Origin of the sequence: Curtobacterium sp. 24E2 (genome assembly GCF_016925595.1) — a bacterium.
In the GTDB taxonomy this organism is placed as follows: domain Bacteria; phylum Actinomycetota; class Actinomycetes; order Actinomycetales; family Microbacteriaceae; genus Curtobacterium.
The window spans coordinates 2,961,481-2,977,009 of sequence record NZ_CP068987.1 but is presented as its reverse complement, the minus strand read 5'-3'; the positions used below and the strand labels follow the sequence as shown (position 1 = coordinate 2,977,009).

The 15,529-nt window shown below is 71.7% G+C and carries 17 protein-coding genes and 2 tRNA genes; 13 read left to right on the top strand and 6 right to left on the bottom strand.

Features of this window, described 5'->3' with window-relative positions:
- Nucleotides 1-32: 32 nt before the first annotated feature.
- The 4 genes from JN350_RS14580 to JN350_RS14565 form a co-directional block, all read right to left on the bottom strand.
- Entirely contained in the window at nucleotides 33-1,580 is a 1,548-nt protein-coding gene (locus JN350_RS14580; RefSeq protein WP_205462637.1) for a lipopolysaccharide biosynthesis protein, read from the bottom strand.
- Nucleotides 1,577-1,936, bottom strand: coding sequence for a hypothetical protein (locus JN350_RS14575; protein ID WP_205462636.1), 360 nt, complete (start codon nucleotides 1,934-1,936; stop codon nucleotides 1,577-1,579). Before JN350_RS14575 ends, JN350_RS14580 begins: the two co-directional genes overlap by 4 nt.
- Nucleotides 1,852-2,490, bottom strand: a complete 639-nt coding sequence (locus JN350_RS14570; protein ID WP_205462635.1) for a beta-1,6-N-acetylglucosaminyltransferase — start codon at nucleotides 2,488-2,490, stop codon at nucleotides 1,852-1,854. The genes JN350_RS14575 and JN350_RS14570 overlap by 85 nt, the downstream gene beginning before the upstream one ends.
- A gap of 117 nt (nucleotides 2,491-2,607) precedes the next feature.
- Nucleotides 2,608-2,832 (bottom strand): hypothetical protein, encoded by a 225-nt coding sequence (locus JN350_RS14565; RefSeq protein ID WP_205462634.1) that lies wholly within the window; start codon nucleotides 2,830-2,832, stop codon nucleotides 2,608-2,610.
- 182 nt (nucleotides 2,833-3,014) lie between these two features.
- Here JN350_RS14565 and JN350_RS14560 point away from each other — a divergent pair, with 182 nt between their 5' ends.
- A complete protein-coding gene (locus JN350_RS14560; RefSeq protein WP_205462633.1) occupies nucleotides 3,015-4,307 on the top strand; it encodes a glycosyltransferase family 2 protein in 1,293 nt (430 codons plus the stop codon).
- A gap of 153 nt (nucleotides 4,308-4,460) precedes the next feature.
- Here JN350_RS14560 and JN350_RS14555 read toward each other — a convergent pair whose 3' ends face one another.
- Nucleotides 4,461-5,669 (bottom strand): glycosyltransferase, encoded by a 1,209-nt coding sequence (locus JN350_RS14555; protein WP_205462632.1) that lies wholly within the window; start codon nucleotides 5,667-5,669, stop codon nucleotides 4,461-4,463.
- Between the two features lie 405 nt (nucleotides 5,670-6,074).
- Here JN350_RS14555 and JN350_RS14550 point away from each other — a divergent pair, with 405 nt between their 5' ends.
- The 12 genes from JN350_RS14550 (at nucleotide 6,075) to JN350_RS14495 (ending at nucleotide 14,326) form a co-directional block, all read left to right on the top strand.
- Nucleotides 6,075-7,358 (top strand): ABC transporter substrate-binding protein, encoded by a 1,284-nt coding sequence (locus JN350_RS14550; protein WP_205462631.1) that lies wholly within the window; start codon nucleotides 6,075-6,077, stop codon nucleotides 7,356-7,358.
- A 108-nt stretch (nucleotides 7,359-7,466) separates the two neighbouring features.
- Entirely contained in the window at nucleotides 7,467-8,492 is a 1,026-nt protein-coding gene (locus JN350_RS14545; RefSeq protein WP_205462630.1) for a carbohydrate ABC transporter permease, read from the top strand.
- 95 nt (nucleotides 8,493-8,587) lie between these two features.
- Complete coding sequence (locus JN350_RS14540) at nucleotides 8,588-9,400, top strand: carbohydrate ABC transporter permease (protein ID WP_240347742.1); 813 nt, start codon at nucleotides 8,588-8,590, stop codon at nucleotides 9,398-9,400.
- Between the two features lie 5 nt (nucleotides 9,401-9,405).
- Complete coding sequence (locus JN350_RS14535) at nucleotides 9,406-9,876, top strand: hypothetical protein (RefSeq protein WP_205462628.1); 471 nt, start codon at nucleotides 9,406-9,408, stop codon at nucleotides 9,874-9,876.
- A gap of 21 nt (nucleotides 9,877-9,897) precedes the next feature.
- Complete coding sequence (locus JN350_RS14530) at nucleotides 9,898-10,947, top strand: LacI family DNA-binding transcriptional regulator (protein WP_205462627.1); 1,050 nt, start codon at nucleotides 9,898-9,900, stop codon at nucleotides 10,945-10,947.
- Between the two features lie 144 nt (nucleotides 10,948-11,091).
- Nucleotides 11,092-11,727 carry an MBL fold metallo-hydrolase gene (locus tag JN350_RS14525; RefSeq protein WP_205462626.1) on the top strand — a complete coding sequence of 212 codons (636 nt, stop codon included), beginning with the start codon at nucleotides 11,092-11,094 and terminating at the stop codon, nucleotides 11,725-11,727.
- Nucleotides 11,728-12,098: 371 nt separating this feature from the next.
- Nucleotides 12,099-12,174: transfer RNA gene (locus JN350_RS14520), tRNA-Glu, on the top strand.
- A gap of 33 nt (nucleotides 12,175-12,207) precedes the next feature.
- Nucleotides 12,208-12,283 (top strand) — tRNA-Glu (locus JN350_RS14515).
- A gap of 67 nt (nucleotides 12,284-12,350) precedes the next feature.
- Nucleotides 12,351-12,758 carry a RidA family protein gene (locus JN350_RS14510; RefSeq protein WP_205462625.1) on the top strand — a complete coding sequence of 136 codons (408 nt, stop codon included), beginning with the start codon at nucleotides 12,351-12,353 and terminating at the stop codon, nucleotides 12,756-12,758.
- Between the two features lie 136 nt (nucleotides 12,759-12,894).
- On the top strand, nucleotides 12,895-13,338 hold the full coding sequence (locus JN350_RS14505) for a fluoride efflux transporter FluC (RefSeq protein WP_205462624.1): 444 nt from the start codon (nucleotides 12,895-12,897) through the stop codon (nucleotides 13,336-13,338).
- A complete protein-coding gene (crcB, locus tag JN350_RS14500; protein ID WP_205462623.1) occupies nucleotides 13,335-13,724 on the top strand; it encodes a fluoride efflux transporter CrcB in 390 nt (129 codons plus the stop codon). Before JN350_RS14505 ends, crcB begins: the two co-directional genes overlap by 4 nt.
- On the top strand, nucleotides 13,721-14,326 hold the full coding sequence (locus tag JN350_RS14495) for a histidine phosphatase family protein (RefSeq protein ID WP_205462622.1): 606 nt from the start codon (nucleotides 13,721-13,723) through the stop codon (nucleotides 14,324-14,326). Before crcB ends, JN350_RS14495 begins: the two co-directional genes overlap by 4 nt.
- A 115-nt stretch (nucleotides 14,327-14,441) precedes the next feature.
- Here JN350_RS14495 and JN350_RS14490 read toward each other — a convergent pair whose 3' ends face one another.
- Entirely contained in the window at nucleotides 14,442-15,509 is a 1,068-nt protein-coding gene (locus JN350_RS14490) for an FUSC family protein (RefSeq protein WP_205462621.1), read from the bottom strand.
- Between the last annotated feature and the right edge of the window lie 20 nt (nucleotides 15,510-15,529).

Below are 15,529 nucleotides of genomic sequence, written 5' to 3'. Positions count from 1 at the left end.
CGACGACACGCAGCGGACGGGGGCGGGACGGGTCATGCGGATCCTCCGCGAGCGAGTTTCAGGCGGCGGAAGAACCAGGGCAGGCACGCTGCGACGCCGACGATGCGCACGATGTTCCAGGCGAGGTCCTGCGGCGGGAGGAGCGAGGCCGCGGCGACGACGATCGCGATCGCGATGGCGAGCAGCACACGGCGGCGGGGGCCGCGCCACTCGCGGCGGTCCGGCAGGGAGGCCTGCTGCAGCGCGGCGAGGATGCCGTAGGCGATGACCGTGGCGATGCCCGCCCCGACGATGCCGGTCAGGGGCACCAGCACCAGGTTCGCCGCGATGTTGACGACGCCGGCGACCGCGCCGATGACGCCGACCGTCACCCCGCGGCGCTCGACCAGCAGGAGCCGACCGGTCGCACCGCTCGCGACCACCGGGAACGCGGTCAGGGCGACCACGAAGACGACGACGGTGAGGGACTCGACCCGGTACGACGCCGGCGCCAGGATCGGCAGCGCCACCGGCGACACGAGCGTCACGGCGACGAGCACGGGGGCGAGCAGCATGTAGAGCTCGTCCCGGGCGTGCATGGCGAGCCGGCGGCGGGCCACGGCGTCGCGAAGGGCGGCGAAGTGCGGCGCCCAGGCCTGGTTCGTGAAGGTCAGCAGCAGGATGACCGCGGAGCCGACGACGTAGGCGATCTGGTAGCGGGCGACCTCGTCGGCACCGAGCAGGCGCTGCACGACGAGCCGGTCACCGGCGTTCAGGACGAAGTACGACAGGCTGCCGAGCGCGATCGGGACACCGAGCTTGAAGGCCCGGATCGTGGTGCGGTGGTCGAACAGACCGCGGAGGCGCGGCTTCGTGGCGATGATGCCGATGACCATCGCGGCGCCCTGCGCCACGACCCCACCCCAGGCGTACGTGGTCGCGTCGGCGTGCACGGCGGCGAGGAGCCCGAGGCCGATGATCGAACCGCCGACGGACGACAGCAGGCTCGTCACGGCGAACACGCGGATGCGGTCCTGGGCGACGAGCAGCGCGAGGGACAGCTGCACGATCGCGGCGGGTCCGGTCCAGAGCACGGCGACCAGCAGCAGGGGGTGCTGGTCGACGAAGCCCGCGGCGTCGCCCCAGAGCGGGATCGACACCAGGGCGAACACGGTGACGGTGACCGCGGTGACCATGCCGACGAACATAAGGCCGCGGGCACGCCGGTCGTCGCCGTCCTCGGCGCGCTGCAGCACCGACGCCTGGTCGATGCCGCAGACGGCCACGACCACCAGGGCCTGGTACAGCGCGATCGCCGAGGCCAGCACGCCGAACTCGGCCGGTGGCATCAGGTGCGCGAGCACGGGGGAGATCAGCGAGCTCACGACGAGCTGCATCGACCAGACGACCACGTAGAGCAGACCGCGGCCGAACAGGACGGACGAGCCGCGTGCGACGGCGATCGAGTCCGTGTCGGTGGACAGCGCGCCGGGGGCTGCGGGCTGCACGGACGCCTCGAGCTCGTCGTCGTCGGGCTGCTCTGCCGCCAGCGCAGCCGCCTCGGCCGCACGCGCCTCGCGTCGGGTCTGGGGGACGGTCACTGCGCCACCACCACCGGCTGGTCGTCGGCGGACGTGCGGAGCCCGAAGGTCGCGTCGACCACGTCGAGCAGGTCGGTGCTCCGGGACGTCGAGAACTTCCGGGCGAACACGTACGGGGTCGACTGGTCAGCCGCCGTGCGACGTTCCAGCACCCGGCCGGCGTCCTCGATCCCGAGCCACGGCGGGCTCTTCTGCTTCGTGCCGTCCCACCCGATCCACCAGAGCGGCTGCGCCGCGTGGGCGTCCGCGAAGTCCGGGGTGAAGGCCGGGGTCAGCAGGACCGACGGCACGAAGGTCTCGTCGCCGATCCACACCCGCTCCCAGAACGCCACCAGGTCGGGGCGCCCGTCGAACACGTCGACGACCCCCTGCGCGTGGTGCCGGGCCAGGACCTTGAGCTGCGAGCCGCCGCCGAACACGACGTCGCGCGGCACCCGACGGGGACCGGTAGGCGCAGCATGTGCTTCCGCCACGCCCAGTGCCGGAACCGCACGCGCGACCGACCGCCGTCGCGACCCCACGCGGGGTGCGGGAGCGGCTTCGCCTCGACGAACGACTGCCCGGGGTTCGCCGTCAGGAGCGCCGAGATCTCGTCGGCGTCGGCGAGCGGGTAGTCGCTGCCGGTCAGCAGCGCCACGTGCGTGGCGTCGGTCTGCGCCAGGGCAGCACGGTAGCCGGCGACCTCGGCCGCGACGTTCTCCCACTTCGCCCATCCGGTGCGCATCCGCGGCAGCACGTGCACCCGTTCGGGCAGGCCGGCGGTCATCGCCTCGAAGACGGCGTCGTCGGTGCTCGCGTCGCAGTGCAGGAACACCGGGAACGGGTCGAGCGCCGCCACGAGCCGACGGACGTGCGTCGGGTCCTCGTGGGCGAGGACGATGCACGCGAGTGGCGTGGGAGTGATGGCCATGTCCGCGACGCTAAGCGGGCCCGGCAGCACCGACAAGGGAGGTCGGGACCACCTGCGGGGGAACGGCGGTTTCCCGCAGGCGACCCCCGATCGAGGGGGATCGCGGGGAGGACCGCGTCAGCGGGCGCGGCGGAACCTCGGGCAGTCGCAGAGCGCGCAGTCCGTGCCCGGACGGTAGTGCTCGTGCGCCGCCTGGGCGTGCCCGCACGTGCCGCACGCGGCGTCGTCGGCATCGAGGCGCACCACGACGAGGTCGGAGGCGTCGGGGTCCGGAACCAGGTGCAACGTCGGGCGCGGACGCCTGGTCAGGCCGAGCCGGTCCATCGTTCGGGCCAGCGGCATGCGTCCTCCTCGTGTCCGGCGGGGACCGGGGTCGCACCGGCGGGTCGACCGGCGTCTCCCGCGAGTCTAGTGGCGGCAAACCGCAGCCTCTCCGCATCCTCCGAGCATCGCGGTTGACCCCCTGTCGACGCGCGCGGAGCATTGCCACGTCCACCCGACCAGACCGGCCCGACGGGACGAACATGACCGACCACACCACCACCGCGGAACGAGCCCTCACGCTCGACCCCGCGATGCCCTCGCCCGACGCCCCCACCTGGGTCGGCGCTGCCTGGGTCGGCGCCGTCGACCGGTCCGCGGCGCTCGCCGCCGACACCGTGCACCTCGCCGGCGCCAGTGGCTTCCGTCGCGCCCGCCTCATGGTGCGCGACGGCCGCGACGTCGCGGGGTTCGTCGACGTGCGCGTCGACGAACGCGGGGCGGTGGACCCGGCCGAGCTGGGACCGGCCCTGCGTCGGTTGCCGGCCCCGGGCCTCCCGGTCGACGCCCGCGCGGACGGCGCACGCGTCTCCGTCGTCATCGGCACCCGCGAGCGCCCCGTGGCGCTCGCGCGCGCCGTGCGCTCCGTCCTCGACTCCGCGTACGACGACTTCGAGCTGTTCGTCGTCGACAACGCCCCCGTCACCAGCGGCACCCGCGACGTCGTGGCCGCCATCGACGACCCGCGCGTGCACTACGTCCTCGAGGCACGTGCCGGCGTCTCCCGGGCCCGCAACGCCGGACTCGCCCGCGCCACCGGCGGCGTCGTCGCGTTCATCGACGACGACGTCGTCGTCGACCGCCACTGGATGGCCGCCATCGCCGCCGCCTACGAGCGCGACGCCGACGTCTGGTGCGTCACCGGGCTGGTCCCCAGCGGCGAGCTCCGCACCCCCACGCAGCGCTTCTTCGACGAGCGGGTGACCTGGGCGCGGAACCTCGAGCGCCGGGTGTACCGCACGTCCGCCCCGCCCGTCGACGAGCCCCTGTTCCCCTTCACCGTCGGCGCGTTCGGCACCGGCGCGAACATGTCCGTGCGCCGCGACGCCGTCCGGCAGCTCGGCGGCTTCGACGTCGCCCTCGGGCCCGGCACCCGCGCCCGAGCCGGTGAGGACCCGGACCTGTTCACCCGCGTCCTGCTCGCCGGTGGGGCGCTCGCCGTGGAACCCTCGGCCGTCGTCTGGCACGAGCACCGGAAGGACCGTGCCGCGTTGCGCTCGCAGGCGATCGGCTACGGCACCGGGCTCGGTGCCTGGGTGACGAAGCTCGTGCTGCGGCCCTCCACGGCCTTCGCGGTGCTGCGGCGTGCGGCCGGTGCGCTCCGGCGGCTCGGCGCGCTCGGGCAGGGTGCCGACGAGCGCCCCGTCGACGCGAGCGGCGGCTGGCCCGTCGACGCCGAGTTCACCGAGGCGACGCGCGGGCTCAAGCGCGCCGAGCTGACGGCCGCGCTGGGCGGGCCGTGGCGGTACGTGGCCGGGCGGCTGAGCGCGCGCTGAGGCGCGAGCACCGACCCCGGCACGCCGGCACCGGCTTTGCGACAGAGCACGCGTCGATCGACGCGTGCTCTGTCGCGTTCCGCGTGCGCGGCAGAACGGACGGGAGGCCCGTGGCGACACTGCCACGGGCCTCCCGTCCGTCACGCTCCGCGACTACGGCCGGAAGCGGCCGGCCTCGACGTCGCGCCAGCGGCGTCGGCTGCGGAACCAGGCTGCCGGGCCGGCGGGGAACCCGCGCAGCTCGTGGTAGGCCAGGGTCTTCGGGATGCGCGTGGTCGAGGCGTCGTTGGTGACCTCGGTCGCGGCGTCCCGGCGACCGGCCAGGCGGGAGAACATCTGCTTCGACTTGACCTTCGCGGCGAGCGGCATCAGGCGGGCGAGGACGGCGACGTGCCGCTTGTCCTTCGCGGCGAGCGCGAACATCAGCGCGGTGAAGCCGACGCCGTTGCCGTGCAGCTGCTTGTGCAGGTCCTCGATGGTCTGGCGGTGCCGGTGGTGCACGACCGCGCGGGGCTCGAAGCCGATCTTCCCACCGCGCCACAGCGTCTCGATGAACATCGCCAGGTCCTCGCCACCACGGGCCGGGGAGCCGGCGCCGAGGGTGTGGTCGAAGCCGCCGACGGCCTCGATCAGGGTGCGTCGGTACGCCATGTTCGCGCCGGCGCCGTACGCGCCGATGCCGTAGACGGCGAAGTGCTTGAGGACCTCGCCGGACGGGGTGACCGCCGAGACTCGGGCGTGCCGCATGGTGCCCTGGACGTCGTCCGGGACGATCGTCACGGGCGAGAAGGTGCGCTCGGCGCTGAAGCCGCCGTAGTACGCCTCGTACCAGATCTGCGCGGGGGTGGTGAGCTCGCTCGGCAGGATCACGCCGGTGACGGCGTCCAGGCCGGGCTCGCTGACGAACCGGGACCCGATGGCGCGCAGCCACTGCGGGTCGACGCGGACGTCGTCGTCGGTGAAGGCGATGACGTCGCCGGTCGCAGCGGCGACACCGGCGTTCCGTCCGGCGGACAGACCGGGGCGGCGTTCCTCGACCAAGCGGACGTTCCGCCCGGCGAGCATCGCGGGCAGGGCGTCGCCGGCGGGGACGCGGACGCGGTTGTCGACGAGGATGACCTCGTGCCGCGGGTAGTCGAGGTGCTCGAGGACGTCGAGCAGCTTGCCGAGGTCCTCGACGCGGTCGACGACGGTGGACACGACGACCGAGATGGTCGGCAGGTCGTCGTCGGACACCGCGGGGACGTCGGCCAGGACGGTCTCCTGCAGCGCCTCGAGGGCGCGGGCCGCGTCGGCGGGGTCGTCGGTGAGCCGTACGTCGAGGGTGCCGGTGGGGTGGCCGCCGCGATAGCCGATCACCATGGCGGACTCGCCGGTCTCGTCGGCGACGAGACGGGGAGCGGGGCGTCGAGGTCGACGCCGATGACACGGCGCGGTGCGGGCACGGTGTCGGCGGTGTGGAGGGTGGCCATGTCGTGGACGCTACGTGGGGCCGTGGGTGCGGACAACGGTGCGGGACATCGGTGGCGGGGTTCATGCGGAGTTCCGCAGTGGCGCGCAGGGGTCCCTCGAACGAGGGTGAGCGCTCACCCAGGAAGTCTCCGGGACTTCCAAGGTCACGCTCAGGTCACGGAACCGATGCAACCGGTTGCGGAACCCCTGCGGCGGGCGTAGCTTCCTCCACCAGCAGGCAGCGGCGCCTGCTCCAGGGCAGTGTCGTCGAACCCGGTCGATGCCCCCTGGTGATCTCAACGAGGAGACAACGCTGTGAAGACAACACGCTCCAGGGTGCGGTTCGCATCCATTGCCGGGGTCGCCGTCATCGGCCTCGTGCTCACCGGCTGCTCGAGCGGGAGCTCCGGCGCCGGCTCGGACGACGCCAAGAGCGGCCAGGACAGCCGCGGGCCCATCACCTACGTGCAGGGCAAGGACAACTCCAACGTCGTCCGCCCGCTGATCGCGAAGTGGAACAAGGCCCACTCCGACGAGAGGGTCACCTTCAAGGAGCAGTCCGACCAGGCCGACCAGCAGCACGACGACCTCGTGCAGCACTTCCAGGCCAAGGACGCCAACTACGACGTCGTCGACGTCGACGTCGTGTGGACCGCCGAGTTCGCCGCGAAGAGCTGGCTGACGCCGCTGACCGGTGACATGGAGATCGACACCTCGAAGCTGCTGCCGGCCACGGTGAAGACCGCGACCTACAACGACACCCTGTACGCCGCCCCGCAGACCTCGGACGGCGCACTGCTCTACTACCGCAAGGACCTCGTCAAGACGCCTCCGACCACGTGGAAGGAGATGATGGCCGACTGCCAGATCGCGAAGGACAAGGGCATCGGCTGCTACGCCGGGCAGTTCGCGAAGTACGAGGGCCTGACGGTGAACGCCTCTGAAGCGATCAACGGCTCCGGTGGTTCGGTGCTCAGCAAGAGCGGGGACCCGGACGTCGACACCGCGGACGCCAAGGCCGGCCTGCAGAACCTGGTCGACGCGTTCAAGGACGGGAACATCCCGGCCGAGGCGATCACGTACCAGGAGGAGCAGGGCCGCACGGCGTTCGAAGCCGGCAAGCTGCTGTTCCTGCGCAACTGGCCGTACGTCTACAACCTGGCGAAGACCGACGGTTCGAGCAAGGTCAAGGACACGTTCGGCATCGCGCCCATCCCGGGTGCGGACGGCACCGGCGCCTCGACGCTCGGCGGCCACAACGCCGCGATCAGCGTGTACTCGAAGCACAAGGCGACGGCGCACGACTTCCTCGAGTTCCTCATCTCGAACGACACGCAGAAGTTCTTCGCGACGCAGGGGTCGCTCGCCCCGGTCGTCGGTGACCTCTACACCGACTCCGAGCTTACGGCGAAGCTGCCCTACCTGCCGACGCTGCTCAAGTCGATCGAGTCGGCGGAGCCGCGGCCGGTCACGCCGTTCTACCCGGCGGTGACGAAGGCGATCCAGGACAACACCTACGCGGCGCTCAAGGGATCGAAGTCGGTCGACGAAGCCATGAAGGACATGCAGGACGCCCTCAAGTCGGCGACCAGCAGCTAGCAACGCGCGGCGCACGCCGCATCGGACTGGAGGCACGGTGCCATCCCGGCGCGTGCCTCCAGTCCGCCCCTACTTGCGTTCCGACACCCCCGGCAAGGAGGCCGACACGTGTCAGCAGCAACCGAGATCCCCGCAGCCATCCCGAACCCGACGGGCACGGAACCGAAGCGCCAACGGCGCAAGGGCGGACTCAACGCCGAGCACGGCCGGTGGGCCGTGTACCTCATCGGCCCGACGATCCTGCTCCTCGCGATCGTCATCGGCTACCCGGTCGTCAGTGCGATCATCCAGTCGTTCCAGCTCGACCAGGGCCTCGACAAGGCCACCGGCCTGTTCGTGCAGGGCGGGTTCGCCGGCATCACGAACTACGCGCACTGGCTCGGCCAGCAGTGCGGCAACGTCACCTGCCCGCCCGGCAGCCTCGGCTCCCAGTTCTGGGTGTCGATGGGCAACACGTTCTTCTTCACGGTCGTCACCGTGGCGTTCGAGACGGCCATCGGCGTGTGGATGGCGATCATCATGAACCGCAACTTCACGGGCCGCGCCCTCGTCCGCGCCGCGATCCTGGTGCCGTGGGCGATCCCGACCGCCGTCACCGCGAAGCTCTGGTACTTCATCTTCGACGCGAACGGCGTCCTGAACCACGTCCTCGGGCAGCAGATCCTGTGGACGAGCGGCGAGTGGGCGTCCCGGTGGGCGGTCATCATCGCCGACACCTGGAAGACCACGCCGTTCATGGCACTGCTCATCCTGGCGGGGCTCCAGCTGATCCCGGAGGAGGTCTACGAGGCCGGCAAGATGGACGGCGCGTCGACGTTCCAGCGCTTCGTGCTCATCACCCTGCCGCTCATCAAGCCCGCGCTGATGGTCGCGATCCTGTTCCGCGTGCTCGACGCGCTGCGCATGTACGACCTGCCCGCGATCCTCACCGGCGGTGGCGGTGGTTCCGGCAACGCCACCACGACCCTGTCGATCCTGGTCGTCGAACAGATCCGGCAGGGCTTCAACTCCGCGTCGGCCTTGTCGACCATCACCTTCCTGGTGATCTTCATCGTGGCGTTCGTCTTCGTCCGGTTCCTCGGCGCCAACGTCGTGCAGACGCAGGCCGCCCAGCAGAAGGGTGAACTCAAGTGACCCTCGCAGCAGACCGCCCCCGGTCGGTGCCAGTCCCCGGCGAACGTGCTGGCGCACGCGCCGACGTCCGGGTCCGCCGCGACACCGGCCCCCGCATCCGCACGGCCGTGCAGGCGATCGTCATCGCCGTGTGGTGCCTCCTGCCGTTCTACTGGATGGTGGTGACGAGCTTCCGCGACGTCGGGTTCACGTTCGACGCAACCCCGTGGCCGACGCACGTCACGCTCGACAACTACGCGACCGCGTTCTCCACGTCGCTCGGCAACCACCTCGGGCGGGCGCTCGCCAACAGCCTGCTCATCGGCGGCGTCGTGACGATCATCGCCCTGCTCGTCGGCACGACGGCGGCGTACGCGCTGGCCCGACTCGAGTTCGGCGGGAAGTCCCTGATCGCCGGCGCGATCCTGGCGGCGTCGATGTTCCCGGGCGTAGCGCTCATCTCCCCGCTGTTCCAGCTCTTCACGGACATCGGGTGGATGGGCACGTACCAGGCGCTCATCCTGCCGAGCATCTCGTTCGTGCTGCCGCTGACGGTCTACACGCTCGCGTCGTTCTTCCGCGAGATGCCGTGGGACCTCGAGGAAGCAGCGCGCATCGACGGCTGCACCCGGGTGCAGGCGTTCCGGCGGATCATCCTGCCGCTCGCCGCCCCCGCGGTGTTCACGACGGCGATCCTGGCGTTCATCTCCAGCTGGAACGAGTACCTGATCTCCTCGCAGCTCTCGAGCGACGCGACGCAGCCGGTGACCGTGGCGATCGCCTCGTTCGCCGGGTCGCAGCCGCACCAGGAGCCGTACACGGCGGTCATGGCCGCGGGCACGATCGTCACGATCCCGCTCGTCATCCTGGTCCTCGTCTTCCAGCGACGCATCGTGGCCGGCCTCACAGCCGGTGGCGTGAAGGGGTGACGACCATGGCACAGCGCGGACCCACCCGGCCCACGGCCCGGATCGAAGAGGCGATCGGCTTCGTCGGCATGTTCGGCATCCTGTTCCTCGGTGCCACGGTGTTCTGCGAGGTCACCGGTCGCCCGGCACTCGGGTGGGCGCTCACCCTGCTGGTGTGCGTGCTCGAGGTCGTGGCGCTCGACCGCTGGCGGGTCGCGGTCCTCCGCCGCCACGCGGCCGTCGACGGGGTCACCGACGGCATCGGTGCCGCTCCTGCCGCCGCCCCCGTCCGCACCGCTCGCGGCGACGACACCCGTCGTCAGCCACGGCCCTCGGCGGACGGGCGGGTGCACCAGCACAGCGGGTGGGACGAGCTCGCACCAGCGGGTCGTCGTGCACCGCACCGGGCGCGCCGGACCGCAGCGGCCGTCGCGCACACCGTCCCCGGCACTGCTGCAGACCGTCCGGCGGGCGTGACGCACCGTACGGACGGCTGACGGGCCTCCCGGGTCGCATCGATGGGGATCCAGGAGATCGCGACCGTCACGGGACTGTCGAAGTCCACGGTGTCGCGAGCGTTGCGCGGCATGGAGAACGTGGCGGAGACCACGATCGACGAGGTGCGTCGGGTCGCCGACGAGCTCGGGTACGTCCCGAGCTCGGCGGCGGCCGGCCTCGCCACCGGGCGGCAGCGCGCCGTGGGCGTCGTCGTCCCGGTGATCGACCGGTGGTTCTACGTCAAGGCGCTCGGCGGCGTCGATGCGGAACTCCGTCGGGCCGGGTACGACCTCGTGCTCTACAACCTCGGCGGGCCGGGCGGCGACCGCGACCGGGCGTTCCGACGCTCGATGCTGCGGCACCGGGTCGACGCCCTCGTCTTGCTGTCCCTGGTGCTCGACGCGACCGAGCGTGCCGAGCTCGAACTCACCCGGCACCCGATGATCGTCATCGGCGGACCCGCGCCGGGCCTGCGGAACATCGGGGTCGACGACCGAGCCGTCACCCGGATCGCGGTCGACCACCTGTGCGGACTTGGGCACCGACGGGTTGCCTACGTCGGCGGGCAGGACGAGGCCGGCATGAACGTGGCGGTGCCGCACCTGCGGCGGGACGGGTTCGTCGACGCGATGCGGACCGCCGGACACGCGGTGCCTGATCGGTGGCTGCTCGACGGACGGTTCTCGTTCGCCGGAGGGCTGGCGGCGGGTGCGGCGCTGTTCGGCGGGAGCACGGTGGCGGGTGTGGCGGGTGTGGCGGGTGTGGCGGGCGTCGGGCTCGATCGTCCGACCGCGGTGTTGTGCGCATCGGACGAGATGGCGCTCGGGGTGCTCCTCGCCGCCGGGCAGGCCGGGCTGTCGGTGCCGGGGGACGTCTCCGTGATCGGGATCGACGGCCACGAGTACGGCGCCACCGTGGGCCTGACGACCGTGGCACAGGACCCGGAGGCGCAGGGGCGGGCAGCGGCGCGAGCAGTGCTGGCCGAGGTCGACGGCGGCGCTGCCGGAGCGATCGTCGCGGCGCCGGCGCACCTGGTGGTTCGGGGGACGACGGGACCGCCGCCGGGGTGAGGGTGTGTGGTGGTGCGTGGGCGGGATCGTCTCGGAACGTCGTTCCCGATGTCGTACGACAACGGGAACGTCGTTCCGAGTCGGCGCCGGCCGAGTCGGCGCCGGCCGAGTCGGCCCAAGCCCGCCGCGGGTAGCGTCGCCCGCATGGAGGTCACGAAGCTCGAACACGCCTGCCAGATCCTGTCGGACGGCGACACCCGCCTGGTGCTCGACCCGGGGAACTTCACCCGCCCCGTCGACGTGACCGGGGTCGTCGCGGTCGTCGTCACCCACGAGCACCCCGACCACGTCACGCCCGAGCAGCTGCACCGGATCCTCGCCGCCAACCCCGACGCCGTCGTGTTCGGCCCCGAGGGTGTGCGCGCGGCGCTCGCCGATTCCGGCATCGCGGTCGAGGTCGTCACCGACGGGGACCACCGCACCGTCGGCCCGTTCGGACTCGACTTCCACGGCACGCGGCACCAGCTCATCCACTCCTCGGTGCCGATCGTCGACAACACCGGCGTGCTCGTGAACCGCACGCTCTTCCACCCCGGCGACTCGTACACCGACCCGGGCGTCCCTGTCGAGGTCCTCGCTGCACCGATCGGAGCCCCGTGGCTCAAGGTCGCCGAGATGATGGACTACGTCGCCGCGCTCGCCCCGGCCCGTGCCTACCCGATCCACGAGGCCACGCTCTCCGACATCGGCTACGGCATGCACACCGGTCGGCTCCGCGAGGCGCTCGCGCCGAGCGGCGTCCTCGAGATCCTGCGGCCGGGGGAATCGCTCACGATCTGACCGCGCGGGACGCGACCGTTCCTGCCCACGCGGCGCGGCCCGGACGTGCGTGCGGTCGGACGGGAGGCCCCTGGCGGGCCCGCCCCGCGCCTCCCGTCCGCTGGGCGGTCGCGTCCACGGCCGCGCGACCGATGCGTGCGCATGTTGCGATAGCACGCTCGTCGTTCAACGGGTGTTTCGACGCTCGATGCGCACGCAACGGATGCGTGTGCATGTTGCGACAGAACGCGCGTCGTTCAACCGGTGTTCCGTCGGAATCTGCACATGCAACCAGCGCCGTATGCCGGGCGCGGCATGGCGGCACACCCGGGCGACACGCCTCGTTTTGGCGCGATGCGCGGCTTGTGCAATACTTGTCGAGTTGTCGGAACGGCCCCATCGTATAGCGGCCTAGTACGCTGCCCTCTCACGGCGGTAACGCGGGTTCGAATCCCGCTGGGGTCACCACAGGTGACGTGCTCCGAGTCCGACAACAGCCGCGGCCCCATCGTATAGCGGCCTAGTACGCTGCCCTCTCACGGCGGTAACGCGGGTTCGAATCCCGCTGGGGTCACCAGCACCACGAAACCCCCGACGAGCTCCGGCTCGCCGGGGGTTTCGTCGTCGTGTGTCAGGCTGCTTCCGTGTCCAGTGCCGTCCAGCTCATCCGGTCCGCAGCGCTCAGCGACGTCGCGGAGTACGCCTACGCGTCCACCGTGCCGGCCGGGACACGGCTCGTGTTCCTCGCGGGGGCGTGTCCGCTCGACGAGCACGGCGCGACGGTCGCCGTCGGTGACGTGGCCGGGCAGGCCGCGCAGTGCATCGCGAACCTGCGGACGGCGCTCGCAGCCGCCGGCGCGGGTGTCGACGACCTCGTCCAGACGCGGGTGCTCGTCGCGACGACCGAGCTGCAGGACCTCGTCGCTGCCTGGGACGTCGTCCGCGCCGCGATGGGGGACCACGACGTGCCGAGCACACTGCTCGGCGTGACCGTCCTCGGCTACGACGACCAGCTCGTCGAGGTCGAGGCGATCGCCGCCGTCGCCGACTGAGCAGTACGCTGGACGGGTCGTCAGACCCGGCAGTGGGGCCTGCCGGACCCAACCGCGCACGAGGCGCCAACGGTCCCTATCCCGAGAACACCGCACGCGCGGGATCGATCCGGCGTGCTCGGCGATAGGAGTACCGATGACCGATGCGCGACCGCCGCACCTCCGCTGGCGCTTCCTCGCCCTCGTCGCGCTCGGCGGCGCCATCGGGACCGCCATCCGGGCACTGCTCGCCGAAGCGTTCCCCGCACACCACGGCATCAGCTGGGTGATCCTCGCGATCAACGTCATCGGGGCCTTCTGTCTCGGGCTCCTGCTCGAGGCGCTCGCGCGGCGTGGCCCCGACGTCGGAGGCCGTCGCACGCTCCGGCTGTTCGTCGGCACCGGCGTGCTCGGCGGCTTCACGACGTACAGCACGCTCGCCGACGACACCGCGCAGCTGCTCGACGTCGGCCGGTGGGGTGCGGGCAGCGGGTACGCACTGCTGTCCGTGGTCCTCGGGCTCGGCGCCGTCGCCCTCGGGATCTGGCTCGCCGGGCGGTTCCGACCGGCGTCGACCGGCCCGGACGGAGGCGCGTCGTGAACGCGCTCGACCTGCTGCTCGTCGCCGTCGGCGGCGGAGTCGGAGCCGCGCTCCGGTTCCTGCTCGACGGACTCGTCAGGACCCGCACGTCACGCTCGCGGACTGCCGGGTTCCCGCTCGGGACCGTGCTCATCAACGTGTCCGGATCGTTCGTGCTCGGGCTGCTCACCGGCCTCGGGCAGGCCGGCACGATCCCGCTCCCGGCGGTCGCGGTGCTCGGGACGGGCATGATGGGTGGGTACACGACGTTCTCGACGGCGAGCGTCGAGACCGTCCAGCTCCTCCGATCCGGCAAGCCCCGGCTCGCCGTCCTGCACGGCCTCGGGATGCTCGTCGTCTCGGTCGGCGCAGCCGCGCTCGGCCTCTGGATCGGAAGGAACTCATGACCTCGGAACGCCCCGGCGAACTCGTCCTCGTCCGTCACGGAGAGACGGAGTGGTCGAAGAGCGGGCAGCACACCGGCCGCACCGACATCCCGCTGACGGACAACGGTGTCGAGCAGGCGAAGCGCGCCGGCCGGTACCTGGCCGACCGCTCGTTCGCGTTGGCCCTGTCGAGTCCGCTGCAGCGTGCGCGCGACACCGCGCACCTGATCGGCGTCGACCCCGAGCTCGACGAGGACCTGTACGAGTGGGACTACGGCGCGTACGAGGGGCTCACCACCCCGCAGATCAAGGTGCTGCGCCACGGGCCGTGGGACCTCTGGACCGACGGAGTGCCTGCCGGTGACACCCCCGGTGAGAACGCCGCGGAGGTCCGGGTCCGCGTCGAGCGCATCCTGGACCGCGCTCGTCCGGTGCTCGCCGAGGGGCAGGACGCCGTGTTCATCGCGCACGGCCACGTGCTGCGTGCCCTCGGCGCCGCGTGGATCCGACTCGCGCCGCAGGACGGTGCCGTGCTGAAGCTCGGCACCGCATCGATCAGCGTCCTCGGTTACGAGCACGGCCGCCCGGTCATCGACGCCTGGAACATCCAGCCCCGCGACTGACGCGCCCGTTCTTTCCCCGAACGCGCGCGATGGTCGGTGGAATCGGGCGTACCTGGTCAGAAGAAATGGTCAGGTACGCCCGGAACGACTAGGTACGGCACGGGTCTCCAGGTACTCAGACGGTACGGATCGCGCTCGTGGCGCCGAGGGCACGGCCGCGCCGCCGCTCGATCGCGCGCCCCGCGAACAGCAGCCCGACGCTGACGAGCGCACCGAGGGTGGTCTGCGCGACCCGGTCGAGCGCGAGGAGCTCCGGGGCCTCGGGCAGGCTCAGCCACGACACGGCGAGGGCGAGCGGCGTCAGGAACAGCAGGCAGACGGCGTAGTTCCGGGCGACGAAGATCTCCGCGAAGAACTGCCCCACCACGGCGATGACGACGATCCACCACGCCGACGGCTCGAGCAGCAGGATCCCGATGGCGATCACGGTGCCGCCGATCGTGCCGATGAAGCGCTGGAACGCCCGGATCACGGTGTGCCGCTGGCGGAGGGCCGGCAGGGTCGACACCACCGCGATGACAGCCCAGTACGGGTGCCCGAGCCAGGGGATGGTCGACGCCACCGCGCCGGCGACGAGGGACCCCACGACGTTGAGCGCCACGGTCTCCCACAGTGCGGCCGTGCGGAGGATGCCGAAGCCGCGCTCCTTGAGCGGCGCCAGCGGCCGGAACCGGTGCGGGACGCGCGGGTGCCACACGTGCCGGATGACGAACCCGGACATCGCGACGAGCCACGCCCAGACGACCGAGCAGACGATGATCGTCGCGACGAGCGGGACGTCTGCGGGCCTGAGCGGCACGAGGGCGGAGACCACGAACGCGAACACGGGGAAGATCGGCTGCGCGGGGATCGTCCGCAGGGTCGACAGGGTGCAGACCGCGATGACGAGCACCACGACGAGCCCGGCCGCCTGCAACCAGAGCGGGGAACCGAGCAGGGCGACACCGATGCCCGCGAACATGCACAGGGTCTGCAGCGCACCCGCGACGCCCGTGGTGACGGCGCGCTGCCGGTACGGCTCGGTCGCCCCGAAGATCGCGGTGAAGCCGGCGAACATGGCGAATGCGGCGTACCCCGGCATCCCGAGGGCGATGAGCAGCGCCAGTGGTGCACCGCCCGCGATCGCTGCGCGTGCCGCGCCCTCGAGGTTGATCGTCCGGGTCGAGTGCGCAGGTGTCGTCATGTCCCGACCATCTTCCCACC